14 protein-coding genes are annotated in these 15997 nt (G+C 69.4%); 3 read left to right on the top strand and 11 right to left on the bottom strand.

Annotated elements, in window-relative coordinates; translation table 11 throughout:
• Positions 1-65: 65 nt before the first annotated feature.
• The 3 genes from ACWBNA_RS42605 to thyX form a co-directional block, all read right to left on the bottom strand.
• Positions 66-1751, bottom strand: a complete 1686-nt coding sequence (locus ACWBNA_RS42605; protein ID WP_482709967.1) for a ribonuclease J — start codon at positions 1749-1751, stop codon at positions 66-68.
• 155 nt (positions 1752-1906) lie between these two features.
• Positions 1907-2806 (bottom strand): 4-hydroxy-tetrahydrodipicolinate synthase, encoded by a 900-nt coding sequence (gene dapA, locus ACWBNA_RS42600; protein WP_482709966.1) that lies wholly within the window; start codon positions 2804-2806, stop codon positions 1907-1909.
• A gap of 210 nt (positions 2807-3016) precedes the next feature.
• Positions 3017-3757, bottom strand: a complete 741-nt coding sequence (gene thyX, locus ACWBNA_RS42595; RefSeq protein ID WP_482709965.1) for an FAD-dependent thymidylate synthase — start codon at positions 3755-3757, stop codon at positions 3017-3019.
• Between the two features lie 200 nt (positions 3758-3957).
• Between thyX and ACWBNA_RS42590 the strand changes: the two genes are divergently transcribed.
• Both ACWBNA_RS42590 and ACWBNA_RS42585 read left to right on the top strand, forming a co-directional pair.
• A complete protein-coding gene (locus ACWBNA_RS42590; RefSeq protein ID WP_482709963.1) occupies positions 3958-4194 on the top strand; it encodes a hypothetical protein in 237 nt (78 codons plus the stop codon).
• A gap of 92 nt (positions 4195-4286) precedes the next feature.
• The gene (locus ACWBNA_RS42585; RefSeq protein WP_482709962.1) at positions 4287-4841 is read left to right on the top strand and encodes a hypothetical protein; all 555 of its coding nucleotides are present in this window, start codon (positions 4287-4289) and stop codon (positions 4839-4841) included.
• Between the two features lie 72 nt (positions 4842-4913).
• Here the strand turns inward: ACWBNA_RS42585 and ACWBNA_RS42580 are convergent, their stop codons facing one another.
• The 6 genes from ACWBNA_RS42580 to ACWBNA_RS42555 form a co-directional block, all read right to left on the bottom strand.
• Positions 4914-5366, bottom strand: coding sequence for a hypothetical protein (locus ACWBNA_RS42580; RefSeq protein ID WP_482709961.1), 453 nt, complete (start codon positions 5364-5366; stop codon positions 4914-4916).
• A gap of 7 nt (positions 5367-5373) precedes the next feature.
• Positions 5374-6126 carry a 4-hydroxy-tetrahydrodipicolinate reductase gene (gene dapB / locus ACWBNA_RS42575; protein ID WP_482709960.1) on the bottom strand — a complete coding sequence of 251 codons (753 nt, stop codon included), beginning with the start codon at positions 6124-6126 and terminating at the stop codon, positions 5374-5376.
• A 49-nt stretch (positions 6127-6175) separates the two neighbouring features.
• A complete protein-coding gene (locus tag ACWBNA_RS42570; protein WP_482709958.1) occupies positions 6176-7555 on the bottom strand; it encodes a M16 family metallopeptidase in 1380 nt (459 codons plus the stop codon).
• Positions 7556-7687: 132 nt separating this feature from the next.
• Positions 7688-9904, bottom strand: a complete 2217-nt coding sequence (locus ACWBNA_RS42565; RefSeq protein WP_217234538.1) for a polyribonucleotide nucleotidyltransferase — start codon at positions 9902-9904, stop codon at positions 7688-7690.
• A 340-nt stretch (positions 9905-10244) separates the two neighbouring features.
• On the bottom strand, positions 10245-10532 hold the full coding sequence (rpsO, locus tag ACWBNA_RS42560; RefSeq protein ID WP_307677652.1) for a 30S ribosomal protein S15: 288 nt from the start codon (positions 10530-10532) through the stop codon (positions 10245-10247).
• Positions 10533-10760: 228 nt separating this feature from the next.
• Positions 10761-12239, bottom strand: coding sequence for an outer membrane protein assembly factor BamB family protein (locus ACWBNA_RS42555; protein WP_482709956.1), 1479 nt, complete (start codon positions 12237-12239; stop codon positions 10761-10763).
• Positions 12240-12388: 149 nt separating this feature from the next.
• Between ACWBNA_RS42555 and ACWBNA_RS42550 the strand changes: the two genes are divergently transcribed.
• Complete coding sequence (locus tag ACWBNA_RS42550; RefSeq protein ID WP_482709954.1) at positions 12389-12685, top strand: DUF397 domain-containing protein; 297 nt, start codon at positions 12389-12391, stop codon at positions 12683-12685.
• 81 nt (positions 12686-12766) lie between these two features.
• Here the strand turns inward: ACWBNA_RS42550 and ACWBNA_RS42545 are convergent, their stop codons facing one another.
• Both ACWBNA_RS42545 and eccD read right to left on the bottom strand, forming a co-directional pair.
• Entirely contained in the window at positions 12767-14266 is a 1500-nt protein-coding gene (locus tag ACWBNA_RS42545) for an outer membrane protein assembly factor BamB family protein (RefSeq protein WP_482709953.1), read from the bottom strand.
• Between the two features lie 37 nt (positions 14267-14303).
• Positions 14304-15806, bottom strand: coding sequence for a type VII secretion integral membrane protein EccD (gene eccD / locus ACWBNA_RS42540; RefSeq protein ID WP_482709970.1), 1503 nt, complete (start codon positions 15804-15806; stop codon positions 14304-14306).
• Positions 15807-15997: the final 191 nt, after the last annotated feature.

Here is a 15997-nt window from a genome sequence, read left to right as displayed (position 1 = left end):
GGGGCGCCTCGATGCAAATCGAGGCGCCCCGCTCCTGGTTCACACGGACGAAGGCCGACGAACCGTCAGACCTCCACCACCACAGGGAGGATCATCGGTCGGCGCCGGTAGTTGTCCGAGACCCACTTGCCCAGGGTCCGGCGGATGAGCTGCTGCATCTGATGGGGCTCCACGACGCCGTCCTGCGCCGACCGCTCCAGGACCTCCGTGACCCTCGGGATGACGTCGCTGAAGGCCGAGTCCTCGATGCCGGAGCCACGGGCCTGGACGTGCGGCCCTCCGGTGATCTTGCCGGTCGAGGAGTCGATGACCACGAAGACGGAGATGATGCCCTCGTCTCCGAGGATCTTTCGGTCCTTCAGCGCCGGCTCGCCCACGTCACCGACCGAGAGGCCGTCGACGTACACGTAGCCCGCCTGGACCTTGCCGGAGATCTTGGCCTTGCCCCCGATGAGGTCGACGACCACGCCGTCCTCGGCAATGACGATCCGGTCGTGCGGGACGCCGGTCAGGGCGCCCAGTTCGGCGTTGGCGCGCAGGTGGCGCCATTCGCCGTGGACCGGCATCAGGTTCTTCGGGCGGCAGATGTTGTAGAAGTACAGCAGCTCGCCCGCGGAGGCGTGGCCGGAGACGTGCACCTTGGCGTTGCCCTTGTGGACGACGTTCGCGCCCCAGCGGGTCAGGCCGTTGATGACGCGGTAGACCGCGTTCTCGTTGCCGGGGATCAGCGACGACGCCAGGATGACCGTGTCGCCGGGGACGATGCGGATCTGGTGGTCGCGGTTGGCCATGCGGGACAGGGCCGCCATCGGTTCGCCCTGGGACCCCGTGCAGACCAGGACCACCTCGTGGTCCGGCAGGTCGTCGAGGGTCTTGACGTCCACGACGAGGCCCGGCGGGACCTTCAGATAGCCCAGGTCCCTGGCGATGCCCATGTTGCGGACCATCGAGCGGCCGACGAAGGCGACCCTGCGGCCGTACTCGTGGGCCGCGTCCAGGATCTGCTGGATGCGGTGGACGTGGCTGGCGAAGCTCGCCACGATGATCCGCTTGCGGGCGTTGCCGAAGACGGTGCGCAGGACGTTGGAGATGTCGCGCTCGGGCGGGACGAAACCCGGGACCTCGGCGTTCGTCGAGTCGGAGAGGAGGAGATCGATGCCCTCCTCGCTCAGTCGTGCGAACGCGTGTAGATCCGTGAGGCGGTTGTCCAGCGGAAGCTGGTCCATCTTGAAGTCGCCCGTGTGGACCACCATGCCGACGGGCGTGCGGATGGCCACGGCCAGGGCGTCCGGGATGGAGTGGTTGACCGCGACGAACTCGCAGTCGAAGGGGCCGATGCGCTCGCGGTGTCCCTCCGCCACTTCCAGGGTGTACGGACGGATGCGGTGCTCCTGGAGCTTCGCCTCGATCAGGGCGAGGGTCAGCTTGGAGCCGATGAGCGGGATGTCCGGCTTCTCCCGGAGGAGATAGGGGACGCCGCCGATGTGGTCCTCGTGGCCGTGCGTGAGGACGATGCCCTCGATGTCGTCGAGGCGGTCCCGGACGGACGTGAAGTCCGGCAGGATCAGGTCGATGCCGGGCTGTTCCTCCTCGGGGAAGAGGACGCCGCAGTCGACGATCAACAAGCGGCCGCCGTACTCGAAGACCGTCATGTTCCGGCCGATTTCGCCGAGTCCGCCGAGCGGGGTGACGCGCAGGCCGCTCTCGGGGAGCGGCGGGGGCGGGCCGAGTTCAGGATGCGGATGACTCAAAAGACTCTCCTCACCACACGCGCCACGTACCGGTGGGCACGTGGCGCGCATGACGTTCGTGCAGAAGCAGTTGTCGTTGTGGACACAGGCACCGGTGGGCCTGTTTATTCAGTTGTGAAGTCTTGATCGCGCGAAGAAGTTCGCGAAGTCTGGTGCTAGAGCTGTACCCCGCCCGCGGCAAGATCGATCTGGAGCTGCTCGATCTCCTCGGGCGCGAGTTCGACCATGGGGGCGCGCAGCGGCCCGGCGGGCAGGCCCTGGAGGGCGAGCGCGGCCTTGGCGGTCATGACGCCCTGGGTGCGGAACATCCCGGTGTAGACGGGGAGCAGCTTCTGGTGGATCTCGGTCGCCTTCTGGACGTCACCGGAGGTGAACGCGTCCACGAGGGCCCGCAGGTCGGGAGTGACCACGTGGCCGACGACGGAGACGAAGCCGACCGCGCCCACGGAGAGCAGCGGCAGGTTCAGCATGTCGTCGCCGGAGTACCAGGCGAGGCGGGAGCGGGCGATGGCCCAGCTGGCTCGGCCCAGGTCGCCCTTGGCGTCCTTGTTGGCGACGATCCGCGGATGCTCGGCGAGGCGGACGAGCGTCTCGGTGTTGATCGGGACGCCGCTGCGGCCGGGGATGTCGTACAGCATGACCGGCAGTTCGGTGGCGTCGGCGAGGGCCGTGAAGTGCCGGTACAGGCCCTCCTGCGGGGGCTTGTTGTAGTACGGGGTGACGACCAGGAGGCCGTGCGCGCCGGTCTTCTCGGCCGCGCGGGCGAGCTGGATGCTGTGGTGGGTGTCGTTCGTGCCGACGCCGGCGACGACGTGGGCGCGGTCGCCGACGGCCTCCAGGACGGCTCGTACGAGATCCGATTTCTCCGCGTCGCTGGTGGTGGGCGACTCACCGGTGGTGCCGTTGACGATCAGGCCGTCGTTGCCTGCGTCCACCAGGTGGGTGGCGAGCCGCTGTGCGCCGTCGAGGTCGAGTGCGCCGTCCGCCGCGAAGGGCGTGACCATGGCGGTGAGGACCCGCCCGAAGGGGGTCTGCGGAGTGGAGGTCGGAGCCATGGGTAACACGCTACTCGCTGCTCAAGGCCGGGTCTGCCCTCGGGTGAGGCGACAAGTGGTGACAAATGCGGAGCCCGGCACTGCCTGCTCGGGGGTTCAAGCAGTGCCGGGTCCGTTTGATCAGGCTAGATGAACTTCGCTAAATGCCGCAATACGGACACTTCGCGAGACTGACCCGTACATCTGTGCCCTGCGGGGAACGAGGGTGCGTTACGGCGCCACTCGGCCGTTCGCGTTGAAGGCCGCGTACGTGAGTGGCATGAGCTTGGCCCACTCGGCCTCCATCTTCTCGCCGACCATCTCGATCTCCCGCTGCGGGAAGGAGGGCACCCTCGCCAGTTCGTGCTGGGTGCGCAGGCCGAGGAAGTGCATCAGCGAGCGGGCGTTGCAGGTGGCGTACATCGAGGAGAAGAGGCCGACGGGGAGGACCGCGCGGGCGACCTCGCGGGCGACGCCGGCGGCGAGCATCTCCTGGTAGGCCTCGTAGGCCTGGCGGTAGGAGTTCTCCATGGTGCGGCCGACCAGCTCCTGCTGGGCCTGGGTGCCCTCGACGAAGACGTACTTGCCCGGGCGGCCCTCCTGGACCAGCTTGCGGGACTCGCCGGGGACGTAGAAGACCGGCTGGAGCTCCCGGTAGCGGCCGCTTTCCTCGTTGTACGACCAGCCCACGCGGTGGCGCATGAACTCGCGGAAGACGAAGATCGGGGCGCTGATGAAGAAGGTCATCGAGTTGTGCTCGAAGGGGCTGCCGTGCCGGTCCCGCATGAGGTAGTTGATCAGGCCCTTGGAGCGCTCCGGGTCCTTGCCCATCTCCTCCAGGGACTGCTCGCCGATGGTCGAGACGCGGGCGGCGAAGAGCACGTCGGCGTCGGTCGCGGTGTGCTTGACGAGCTCGACGGTGACGTCGCTGCGGAAGCCGGGCTTGAGGTCGTCGGCGGGGGTGTCGGTCACGGCTCGGAGGGTCCTTCCATCACTTCTGTCGGGCGGCGCCCACTCTACGGCCCGGCACTGACATCGGGGCGTTCGGTGCCGGGACGCGACAACTTCGGTGAACTTCTGCGAATTGGGGGAATCCTGGCACCTTTTGGGGCACCCGCTCGTCTGTGTCAGTGAGAGTCACTCGTTCGACCCCGAAGGGAGAAGCACCCCCGATGTTCCGTCGGCGCGAACCCGTACCGTTCGCCTTCCTCGCAGAAGCCGACAAGTTCCGCAGCAATGTCACTCCCCCGCCCCGCGAGCGGGCGTCCGTCAGTCAGATAGCCGGGCGCTGGCTGCTGGGGCTCACCATCATCGTCGCCCTCGTGGGGTCCCTGGTCGTCGGGATGCCGGCGCTCAGTCCGGACCAGTCGGGGCAGACACAGCAGTCCCAGGCGTCCCAGGGGCGCTGACCTCATCCGGACCCCCAGAGGTGGTGGGCAGGGACACAGGTCGATAACCTCACCGGGCACAGCCCATGGATGGATTGAGTGAGGACCCAGCCGTGCCCCTGCCCTTCCTGACGGCCGACCGCGCATTCGAGGCAGCGGACGACGTCGCGTTGCCCTTCGACGACCGCGACCGCTGGCGGCGCCCCTACCGGCCCGGCCCATGGCGGGTGGGAGCGGCCGCGATCCTGCTGCTGCTCGCCTCGTACGTGCTGTTCGCGGCCGTCATCATCGCGCTGACCGACTCGGTGTCCCAGGCGGGTGTGGTGTTCGGTATCGCGCTGCTCGTCATCGTCGGCGCCCTGCGGCTGCTGAGGGTGGGCGTGTGGGTGAGCGCGCGAGGACTGCGCCGAGTGGACTTCTTCCTCACGCGGACCGTCCGCTGGGACCGGGTGACAGCCGTGCGGACGGTGCAGCAGCCGGTGCGCTGGCTCGGACTGCCGCGCACCGTCCAGGGGCAGGCGGTGCTCCTCGTACGGCATGACCGGTCCGCGGACGACGTGCCGGTCCTGCTGACCACGCACAACGCCGACTTCCTGGCGCGTGCCGAGGCCTTCGACAGGGCGTCGGACGCCATCGAGGCGTGGGCCGACGAGCACCAGCGAAGCTGACGTCTCCAGCAACGCGAAGGGGCCGGTCCGCATGTGGTGCGGACCGGCCCCTTCGGCGTGCGGCGAGGGCGGTCAGGCCCGGACCGGCCGGCCCTCGTGGAGGGCGATCGCCCGCTGCATGGCCTTGCGGGCGCGCGGAGTGTCGCGGGCGTCCTGGTAGGCGACGGCGAGCCGGAACCAGCTGCGCCAGTCGTCGGGGGCCGCCTCCGTCTCCGCCTTGCGCCTGGCGAAGACCTCGTCGGCGGAGTCGCGGTCGATGCGGCCGCCGGGGGTGCGCTTCAGCTCGTCGACGGGCAGGCCGCCCTGGGCGTCGAGTTCGGCGGCGAGCTGGTTGGCCTTGCGGACGAACTGGGTGTTCTTCCACAGGAACCACACGCCGATGACCGGCAGGATCAGCACCGCCACGCCGAAGGTGACGGTCAGGAGCGTGCCGGACTGGATGAGCATGACGCCGCGGCTGCCGACCAGGACGAAGTAGAAGACCAGGGCGGCGGCCGTTATGGCGTAGGAGAGCTTGGCTCGCATCGCGGTGTCAGCCCAGGTCCAGGAAGTTTTCCAGGCCGAAGGTCAGGCCAGGGGTGGTCACCACGCGGCGGGCGCCGAGCAGGATGCCCGGCATGAAGCTGCTGTGGTGCAGGGAGTCGTGGCGGACGGTGAGCGTCTCGCCCTCCCCGCCCAGCAGGACCTCCTGATGGGCGAGCAGGCCGCGCAGGCGGATGGCGTGCACGGGAACGCCGTCCACGCTGGCTCCCCGCGCGCCGTCCAGGGCCGTCGCCGTGGCGTCCGGTGCCGGGGCGGAGCCGGCCGCGCGGCGGGCTTCGGCGATGAGCTGGGCGGTGCGCGTGGCGGTGCCGGACGGGGCGTCCACCTTGTTCGGGTGGTGGAGCTCGACGACCTCGACGGACTCGAAGTACGGCGCGGCGATCTGCGCGAACTTCATGGTCAGGACGGCCCCGATGGAGAAGTTGGGCGCGATGAGCACGCCGGTCTCCGGAGACCGGTCGAGCCAGCCCTTGAGCTGCGCGAGGCGCTCGTCGGTCCAGCCGGTGGTGCCGACGACCGCGTGGATGCCGTGCCGTACGCAGAAGTCGAGGTTGTCCATCACCGAGGCCGGCGTGGTCAGTTCGACGGCGACCTGGGCGCCGGTCTCGGCCAGCGTCTCCAGCTTGTCGCCCCGGCTGAGGGCGGCCACCAGCTCCATGTCCTCGGCGGCCTCGACCGCCCGTACCGCCTCGGAGCCGATCCGGCCTCTGGCACCGAGGACCGCCACGCGCAGCTTGCTCATCTTCTTGCTTCCTTAACCGGGGTTCCGGAGTCTGGGAGTTTCGGACTGGTTAGGCGACGGCCTCGTGCAGACGGGACGCCTGCTTGTCCTTCAGCGGACCGATGACCGACAACGAGGGCCGTCGGCCCAGGATCTCGCCGGCGACCGAGCGGACGACGTCCGGGGTGACCGACGCTATGCGGGACAGCATGTCGTCGACGGACATCTGCTCGCCCCAGCACAGCTCGCTCTTGCCGATGCGGTTCATCAGGGCGCCCGTGTCCTCCAGGCCCAGGACCGTGGAGCCCTGGAGCTGGCCGATGGCGCGGCCGATCTCTTCGTCCGAGAGGCCGTGCTCGGCGACGTGGTCGAGTTCGTCGCGGCAGATCTTCAGCACGTCGTGCACCTGGCTCGGGCGGCAGCCCGCGTACACACCGAAGAGGCCGCAGTCGGCGAAGCCCGACGTGTACGAGTACACGCTGTAGGCCAGGCCGCGCTTCTCGCGGACCTCCTGGAAGAGGCGGGAGGACATGCCGCCGCCGAGGGCGGTGTTCAGCACCCCCAGCGCCCAGCGGCGCTCGTCCGTACGCGCCAGGCCCGGCATGCCGAGGACGACGTGGGCCTGCTCGGTCTTGCGGCCGATCAGTTCGACGCGGCCCGCGGTACGCAGGGCGCGGCGGCCTTCGCGCGGCGCGATGGGCGCGGCCTCGGGCTCCTTGAAAGCGCCGGCCTTATCGAAGGCGGCGCGGACCTGTCGTACGACCTTGTTGTGGTCGATGTTGCCGGCCGCGGCGACCACGAGGTGGGTCGGGTCGTAGTGCTTCTTGTAGAAGCGGCGGATGCGGTCGGCGGTGAGGGCGTTGACCGTGTCGACCGTGCCGAGGACCGGGCGGCCGAGGGGGTTGTCGCCGAACATGGTGTGCGCGAACAGGTCGTGCACGCAGTCGCCCGGGTCGTCCTCGGTCATGGCGATCTCTTCGAGGATCGCGCCGCGCTCGACGTTGACGTCCTCTTCGCGGATGAGCGAGCCCGTGAGCATGTCGCAGACGACGTCGATGGCCAGCGGCAGGTCGGTGTCGAGCACGCGTGCGTAGTAGCACGTGTACTCCTTCGCCGTGAACGCGTTCATCTCGCCGCCGACTGCGTCGATGGCGGAGGAGATGTCCAGGGCGGACCGGCGCTGCGTCCCCTTGAAGAGGAGGTGCTCCAGGTAGTGGGTGGCGCCGTTCAGGGCCGGGGTCTCGTCGCGGGAGCCGACGTGGGCCCAGATACCGAAGGTCGCGGAGCGTACGGAGGGGAGGGTCTCGGTGACGATGCGCAGGCCGCCGGGGAGGGTGGTCTTGCGGACGACACCGATGCCGTTGGTCCCCTTGATGAGGGTTTGGGTACGGGCGACGGCCCGCGCCTCCGAGGAGGTGCGGGCCGTCGCCGTGGAGCTGCTCGACGTCACTGGTCGGTGTCGTCCTTCTTCTCGTCGTCGCCTTCGCCCTCGATCACGGGGATGAGGGAGAGCTTGCCGCGGGAGTCGATCTCGGCGNCGCCTCCGTGGTGGTGCGGGCCGTCGCCGTGGAGCTGCTCGACGTCACTGGTCGGTGTCGTCCTTCTTCTCGTCGTCGCCTTCGCCCTCGATCACGGGGATGAGGGAGAGCTTGCCGCGGGAGTCGATCTCGGCGATCTCGACCTGGACCTTGGAGCCCACCGCGAGCACGTCCTCGACGTTCTCCACGCGCTTGCCGCCGGCGAGCTTGCGGATCTGCGAGATGTGCAGCAGACCGTCCTTGCCCGGGAGCAGCGAGACGAACGCACCGAAGGTGGTCGTCTTCACGACCGTACCCAGGTAGCGCTCGCCGACCTCCGGCATGGTCGGGTTCGCGATCGAGTTGATCGTGGCGCGGGCGGCCTCGGCCTGCGAGCCGACCTGGGCACCGATGTAGATGGTGCCGTCGTCCTCGATCGTGATCTCGGCGCCGGTGTCCTCCTGGATCTGGTTGATCATCTTGCCCTTCGGGCCGATGACCTCGCCGATCTTGTCCACGGGGATCTTGACGGTGATGATCCGCGGGGCGTTGGGGGACATCTCGTCCGGCGTGTCGATCGCTTCCATCATCACGTCGAGGATGTGGAGGCGGGCGTCACGGGCCTGCTTGAGAGCGGCGGCCAGGACGGAGGCCGGGATGCCGTCCAGCTTGGTGTCCAGCTGGAGGGCGGTCACGAACTCCTTGGTGCCGGCGACCTTGAAGTCCATGTCGCCGAAGGCGTCCTCCGCACCGAGGATGTCGGTGAGGGCGACGTAGTGCGTCTCGCCGTTGATCTCCTGGGAGATCAGGCCCATCGCGATACCGGCGACGGGGGCCTTGAGGGGCACACCGGCGTTCAGCAGCGACATGGTGGAGGCGCAGACCGAGCCCATGGACGTCGAGCCGTTGGAGCCGAGGGCCTCGGACACCTGACGGATCGCGTACGGGAACTCCTCGCGCGTCGGCAGGACCGGCACGATGGCGCGCTCGGCGAGAGCGCCGTGGCCGATCTCGCGGCGCTTCGGGGAGCCGACGCGGCCGGTCTCGCCGACGGAGTACGGCGGGAAGTTGTAGTTGTGCATGTAGCGCTTGCGGGTCACCGGGGAGAGGGTGTCCAGCTGCTGCTCCATGCGGAGCATGTTCAGGGTGGTGACGCCCAGGATCTGGGTCTCGCCACGCTCGAACAGCGCCGAACCGTGCACGCGCGGGATGGCCTCGACCTCGGCGGCGAGCGTACGGATGTCCGTCAGCCCACGGCCGTCGATGCGCGTCTTCTCCTTGATGACGCGCTCACGGACCAGGGCCTTGGTCAGCGAGCGGTACGCGGCGGAGATCTCCTTCTCGCGTCCCTCGAACTCCGGCAGGAGCTTCTCGGCGGCCAGCGCCTTGACGCGGTCCAGCTCGGCCTCGCGGTCCTGCTTGCCGGCGATGGTGAGCGCCTGGGCGAGCTCGGGGCGGACGGCGGCGGAGAGCGCCTCGAAGACGTCGTCCTGGTAGTCCAGGAAGACCGGGAACTCGCCGGTCGGCTTGGCGGCCTTGGAGGCGAGGTCGGCCTGGGCCTTGCAGAGCACCTTGATGAAGGGCTTCGCGGCGTCCAGACCGGAGGCGACGACCTCCTCGGTCGGCGCCTCGGCGCCGCCCTTGACCAGCTGGATGGTCTTCTCGGTGGCCTCGGCCTCGACCATCATGATCGCGACGTCGCCGTCCTCGAGGACGCGACCGGCGACGACCATGTCGAAGACGGCGTCCTCGAGCTCGGTGTGCGTCGGGAACGCGACCCACTGGCCGTTGATCAGCGCGACGCGGACGCCGCCGATCGGGCCGGAGAAGGGCAGGCCGGCCAGCTGCGTGGACGCGGAGGCGGCGTTGATCGCCACGACGTCGTACAGGTGGTCGGGGTTGAGCGCCATGATGGTGGCGACGACCTGGATCTCGTTGCGCAGGCCCTTCTTGAAGGACGGGCGCAGCGGGCGGTCGATCAGGCGGCAGGTGAGGATGGCGTCCTCGGAGGGACGGCCCTCACGGCGGAAGAAGCTGCCGGGGATCTTGCCGGCGGCGTACATCCGCTCCTCGACGTCCACCGTGAGGGGGAAGAAGTCGAGCTGGTCCTTGGGGTTCTTGGAGGCGGTGGTGGCCGACAGCACCATGGTGTCGTCGTCCAGGTACGCCACGGCGGAGCCGGCGGCCTGCTTGGCCAGGCGGCCCGTCTCGAAGCGGATGGTGCGGGTGCCGAAGGAGCCGTTGTCGATGACGGCCTCGGCGTAGTGGGTCTCGTTCTCCACTAGTACTTTCTCCTCGTCTTCGTCCCTCGGCTGCCCGTGTGGCAGGGGGACGGTTGCGGAGAAGCGCTCCGTCTGGTGCGGGCCGGTCTTCGATCGAAGCCCTCGGGGCTCACTTTCCCCCGGGGGCCACTACCGAGGACCGGCGGCGGCGAGGTGCGCTTCTCCTCGTTCGTTGTCGTGATGACGCCCTACCCTCAGCGAGCACACGTCATCACTCTGTGTCGTACGTATTGCGTTGTGCTACCACACTACAAAGCGTCAGTGACACTCCGCACGTTTCCGTACGTACAGCAAAGGGAGCGGCCCCGATGATCACGGGAACCGCTCCCCTCACGGCGTCTTACTTGGCGCCCGCCGCACCGCGGCGGATGCCGAGGCGGTCGACCAGCGCACGGAAGCGCTGGATGTCCTTCTTGGCGAGGTACTGCAGCAGGCGGCGACGCTGACCGACCAGGATGAGCAGACCACGGCGGGAGTGGTGGTCGTGCTTGTGGGTCTTGAGGTGCTCGGTCAGGTCCGAGATACGGCGCGAGAGCATCGCGACCTGGACCTCGGGGGAGCCGGTGTCGCCCTCCTTGGTACCGAACTCGCTGATGAGCTGCTTCTTCGTTGCGGCGTCGAGCGACACGCGTACTCCTCGTAGTCTGTGAAGGGCCACCGAGTGCCCCCGGTCCACATCTCGGGGGAGCTTCCGTTACTCGGGAGGCGGGGATCCGCTGGGCGCGGCCTCCAGGGCCAGGGCTCCGGGGGCGCGTACACAAACGGCCACAGCACAGACTACCAGCCTGCGAGGATGCCCCCGACCGGGGTCGTCTCCGGTGTGGTCTCCGGTGCTCTCCGGTCTCGGTCTCCGGTGTCAGCCGTCGGTCTCGAACCCGTCGGCGAGCCACAGGCCCTCCCCTTCGTCGTCCTTGCTCACCGGTCCGGCGAGGCTCGTGGCGGCGAAGAAGACGCGGCCGTGTTCGTAGCGGACGTCCAGATACTCGTAGGGCAGCATGCCGACGGTGCCGTAGAGCAGGAGCAGGGTCTCCTTCCCCGAGCCGGGGTCGATGCTCACGGCGGCGCTGGGCGTGTACGCGGAGGTGGACTCCCGAACGGCGATGAGCCTGTCGCCGCTCATGCGGACGGGGTACATCGGCCGGCCGACTCTGGCATCGAACTTCGCGACGCTCTTCCCGGTGGCCAGGTCGAAGGCGACGATCTCGTTGGCCACTTGTCCGTGGGCGCTCACGGTGCCGGTCTCGCGCGCCTGTGTGGCGAGGTACAGCTTCCGCTCGTCCACCACCACCGCGTCGCAGGTCTCGATCGGGCCCGTGACGTCGATGCCGTCGCCGCACTTGGTGACGTAGTTCTGGACGGGCACCGAGATGGTGGCGCGGAACTCGCCCTGGTCACCGAGGGAGATCAGGTCGGTGATCACGAGGTCGCCCGCCGCGACGGCGATGACGACGGGGGCCGAGGAGATCAGCCGAACGTCCTGGACCCCGGGGGCCACCGGGTAGGTCCACAGGGGCTCTCCGGTCTCGGGGTCCGTCCCCTCCACCCGAAAGCGTCTGTTGTCCGCGTTGCCGCACTTGACGACACGCACGAGGGCCTTGCCCCCGGAGTAGCCGCTGTCCCCGCAGGCCGACCCCGCCGTGTGCGACCAGAGCAGCTTCCCGTTGGTCATGGCGTACGCCGCCGAACCGTCCTCCCAGGCCGCGACGACCTTTCCGCGCGTCATCGTGACCCTGGCGGGCACGAGTCGCTTCTCGGGCAACTCGACGTGCCACAGCCGCTTGCCCGTGTCGATGTCGAACATCGCGACCCGGTCGCACGGGCCGCTCATGGTCCCACCGCTCGGATCGGTCCTGGTGGGCTCGCTCGAGAAGGCCACGACGGTCCGGCCGTCCACGGTGGCGTGCGGGGTGGCGGCGCAGACACCGCCGGGGAAGGTCAGTTTCCACGCCTCGCGGTCGGTCGAGATCCTGTACCCCGTGATGCGGTTGCCCACCGTCTTCGCGAACGTCCTGGCGGTCGCCCAGGTGCCCGTCGCCTTGACGTTCTGGCCGGCCTTGACGCCCTCGGCGCGACGCGCGACCACGCTCACCGCTTCCGGAGTCGCCGGCCGCCGCTCGATCGTCTCCCGGATGTCGTCCGGGGCTTGACTCGCCGCGGCCGGGCTCTGGCCGGAGGGGGTGTCGGTGCCGTCGTTCGACAGGACCCAGATGCCGACGAGCAGCAGCGCGAGCGCGGTCGTCGTGGCGCCGAGGGTGAGCAGCCGGCGGCGTTTCCTGCGGCTCTCGGCGGCCAGGGTGGACTCGGTGTAGACGGACGGCGGTGGGCCGAAACTCACGGACGGGACCTTTCTGCCGAGGGCGCGGAGGTGTGAGCGAGCTGTCGCCCTTTGTGACGGTCGCTCATGAGCAAACGTCTGACCAGGGGGAACGGTGGCAAGTAGGGTGGCTGGACAGCTCGTTGCAGAGGGAAGGATCAAAAGTCGCCATGGCCGACACCAAGGACGAGGAACTCAAGGCACGCAAGGAGCGCGAGAGGGACGAGCTGTACGCCCTCGACATCTCCGGCGTCGAGTGGCACAGCGCGCCGGGCACCGAGGAGCACGAGGAGCGGGTCGAGATCGCCTACCTTCCCGAAGGAGCCGTGGCCATGCGGTCGTCTCTCGACCCCGACACCGTGCTGCGGTACACGGAGGCGGAGTGGCGGGCGTTCGTGCTGGGGGCGCGGGACGGGGAGTTCGATCTGGATCCCGCCCCCCACAGCGGAGGGCCTGCCGCGGAGTGACGATCCGGGGGCGGGGAACGGGTGCACGACCGGGTCCCCGCTTGTCGTCTCCGCTGCCGGCGTGCGGAGCTTGCCGTTCCGCTACTGGCGTGCGGACATGCTCCCTCGCGCGGCGCTCTCGATGCCCAGGGCCAGCCAGATCCACTGCTTGCCCTTGCCGGGGCCGTTCGCCTCTTTGGCAGCGAAGAACAGTCGCCCGTCCTGGACGAGGATGTCGTAGGAGTCCCTGAGGGTGAACACCTCGGCCTCCTGCGGCAGACCGAAGTAGAAGTACGGGGTTTCCTCGCCGGTCTTCGGGTCGAGACCGACCAGCGCCATCGGTGAGATGTGATCGCCGCTCTCGCGGAGTGCGAGGAGTTGGTCGCCGCTCGTCTGCATCGGGTAGAGCAGCTCGTTGGGTCCCGAGTCGAACTTCTTGACGGTGTTCCCGGTCGCCAGGTCGAAGCCGACGATCCAGTTGGAGGGGCGCTCGGCGTCGTCGTGGTCCTTGCTCCGGAGGAAGACCTGGCCGGCGCCCACCGGGATCGTCGGGCAGTCGTCGATGACGCCGTAGTCGAGCGCGTCGTCGTTGCACTCACCGACGTACTGCCCGCCCTGCAGCCGGATCGTGGCACGGTTCTTGCCCTCGCCGTCCAGGGAGAGCAGCTCGGTGTAGCCGGTGTCGCCGGCCGCGACCGCGAGGACGGCCGGGTCGGTGGAGGGGACCTGGACGTCCCGGACGCCGGACGCGACCTGATACGTCCACACGGTCTTGCCGGTGCGCGGATCCGTCTTGCGCACCTGGTACGCGGTGGACTCCCACGAGGTGGCGGGCTTGCCCTTCTGCTCGCAGGCGACCAGAACGAGCAGGGCACGCCCGCCGGCCACACCGCGGTCCTCGCAGTCGCCGGAGCCCTCGGTGCGCCACAGCCGCCGGCCCTCGTCCATGTCGTACGCCTCGGTGCCGTCGTCCCGGGTCACGGCGACCGTGGCGTGGGTGAGGGTCACGCTCGTCGTGTCCCACTTGCCGGACGTGAACCCGTGCTCCCAGATCTTTCGGCCGTCGTCGAGGTCGACGAACGCCACGTGGTCGCAGTGGGCGTCCTCGCCGGTGCTCGACCGGAAGAGGACGGCCGTACGGTTCTCGACGGTCACATGGCGCGTGTAGCCACAGATCGGGCCGGGGAACTGGATCTTCCAGACCTCGTCGCCGGGTGAGGCGTCCGTGCCGATCCGCAGGCCGACGAGGCTTCTGTTGATGCCCTTGGCAAGGATCTCGTCCGTGGCCCACGTGCCGGGCATCGCTACCCGCTCGCCGGGGGCCATCTCGTCCTCGGAGAAACGGAACGCCATGACGCCGGTGGTGCTCTTGGGCGGCGTCTCGACCGACTGCCTGACGTCGAGGCGGCTTTGCACGGCTGCGGCCAGGGGCTTGTTCGACGGTGCGGGATCCCGGTTCCACAGCAGCCAGCCACCGGCGGCCAGCACGACGACCAGGACGGTCGCCACCCCGCCGAGCAGCGTCCTGCGACGCTTCTGGCGCCGGCGGTCCGCCGACACCGTCGACTGGGTGAATATCGAGGGAGGTGGGCCGAAGCTCACGCTCGATGGTCCCTTCGCTCGTTGCCGGATCGGCGGATCAGCTCGTCATCGACCGGGCGGTGGTGTACACGTCGAAGACGGCCAGTGCCAGCGGCACCAGGGTGAGCAGCACGAAGCCCTCGGCGATCTCCAGGAAGCGTCCCCAGAACGGGGTGAGGCCGCCGCGCGAGACGATCAGGCCGAGCGCGGTGACGAGCGCGGCCGTCGCGGCGATCGCCGCGACGAGCCAGATGGTCCGGATGTCGAGGTCGGTGCGGTCGCCCATGAGGGCGTCGCGGACGATCGACTGCGGCGGGTTGAGCGCCAGACCGAGGCCGAGCAGTACGAGGGAGGCGAGGCCGGCGGAGAGGACGGGGGCGACCTGACCGGTGTACCGGAAGAGGTGGGCGCGCATCAGCAGGGCCACACCGGTCGCGAGGGCGAGGAGCTGGGCCCACACGTTGGAGGAGAAGCCGAGGACCGCCGAGGAACCGACCACGGTCACCGCGCAGCCGCCCACCAGGCCGACGAGCAACTCGTGTCCGCGCCGGGCCTTGGCGGTGACCCGCTCGGCGTCGACCGGCTCCTGGGGACTGGGGTCGGTGTCGTACGCGCTGCGCGGGGCGGTGTCCGGGGTGTCGAAGCCGATCGGCAGCCGGGCGAAGCGCATCGACAGACCCGGCAGGAAGGCGAGGCCGCCGACGGCGATCGGGGCGCACAGGGCGGCGATCTCGGACGCCGTCCAGTCGGCGAGGGTCGCCGCGAACACGGAGAGGAGACCGAGGGCGGAGGCGAAGACGAAGGCGACGAACGGGCCGTCTCCGCTCGGCGAGCACAGGGTGAGCAGGAACGAGGCCAGCAGCACCGCCGCGCAGGCGAGGAGGAACTGGAGCTTGCCGATGCCCTGTCCGTCGCTGAGCGGGAGGAGTCCCGAGCCGGCCACGCCGACGTTGGGGAGGGCGCCGAGTCCCAGGGCGATGGCCGAGGCCCGGTCGTCGTAGACCCGGGCGCGTACGCACGCGAGGACGACCAGGAGCACACCGGCGACTCCGGCAAGGATGCCGGGCAGGCTGTGCATGTCGTGGCGCGGGTCGCCGGTCCAGGCCACGAAGGCGAGCAGGACCGGCAGTACGCCGCCCCCAACGAGGCCGGCGGCGCGCGTCAAGTCGCCGCTCCACAGGGTGCGTTCGCTCGTCACCGCGGACGCGACCGCTTCGGAGACGTCGTCGAAGACGGCCGGGGGCAGCGACTCGGCGAAGGGGCGCAGCGTGAGGAGTTCGCCGTCGAGAATGCGCTGGGCGGCGAAGGACCGGGAGCTGTCGAGGACGGTGCCGTCGCGGCGTACCAGGTGGTAGCCGACGGGTGCGCCCTCGGCGGGGCTCTGTTGGGAGAGCCTGAGGATCTCCGGATAGATGTCGGCTACCGGGATGTCGTCGGGCAGTGCCACGTCGATCCGGCTGTCGGGCGCGACGATCGTGACCCGGCAGAAGCCGAGTCCCGTGCCCGCGCCGGAGGTCCCCGTTCCGGTCCCTCCTCCGGTGGCTGCCGCGGAGGCCGTCATGCTCACCTGCTGATCCCCCTCAGTGATGGTTCCGCGTCTGCGGTGTGAAAGTCCTGCGCCGCTTTCCCCGCCCGTCGAGACCGACGTCGCGGGGAGGTGGCGACAAGCGTGCCGCGGGGCTGTCGCCGGGGTTCGCTACCTCGCCAGATGGCACGGAATGCCCCGATCCTCCAGCCCAACTCGCGTGTGCT

The sequence above is a fragment of the Streptomyces sp. Q2 genome, assembly GCF_056820935.1.
The sequence above is the reverse complement of the archived record's forward strand: the minus strand, read 5'-3'. Positions and strand labels throughout refer to the sequence as shown.

What these genes read in the sequence shown, in the direction of transcription:
- eccD (WP_482709970.1), bottom strand. Translation starts at nt 15,806, where the DNA reads ATGACGGCCTCCGCGGCAGCCACCGGAGGAGGGACCGGAACGGGGACC.
- dapA (WP_482709966.1), bottom strand. Translation starts at nt 2,806, where the DNA reads ATGGCTCCGACCTCCACTCCGCAGACCCCCTTCGGGCGGGTCCTCACC.
- ACWBNA_RS42580 (WP_482709961.1), bottom strand. Translation starts at nt 5,366, where the DNA reads ATGCGAGCCAAGCTCTCCTACGCCATAACGGCCGCCGCCCTGGTCTTC.
- ACWBNA_RS42550 (WP_482709954.1), top strand. Translation starts at nt 12,389, where the DNA reads ATGGCCGACACCAAGGACGAGGAACTCAAGGCACGCAAGGAGCGCGAG.
- ACWBNA_RS42590 (WP_482709963.1), top strand. Translation starts at nt 3,958, where the DNA reads ATGTTCCGTCGGCGCGAACCCGTACCGTTCGCCTTCCTCGCAGAAGCC.
- dapB (WP_482709960.1), bottom strand. Translation starts at nt 6,126, where the DNA reads ATGAGCAAGCTGCGCGTGGCGGTCCTCGGTGCCAGAGGCCGGATCGGC.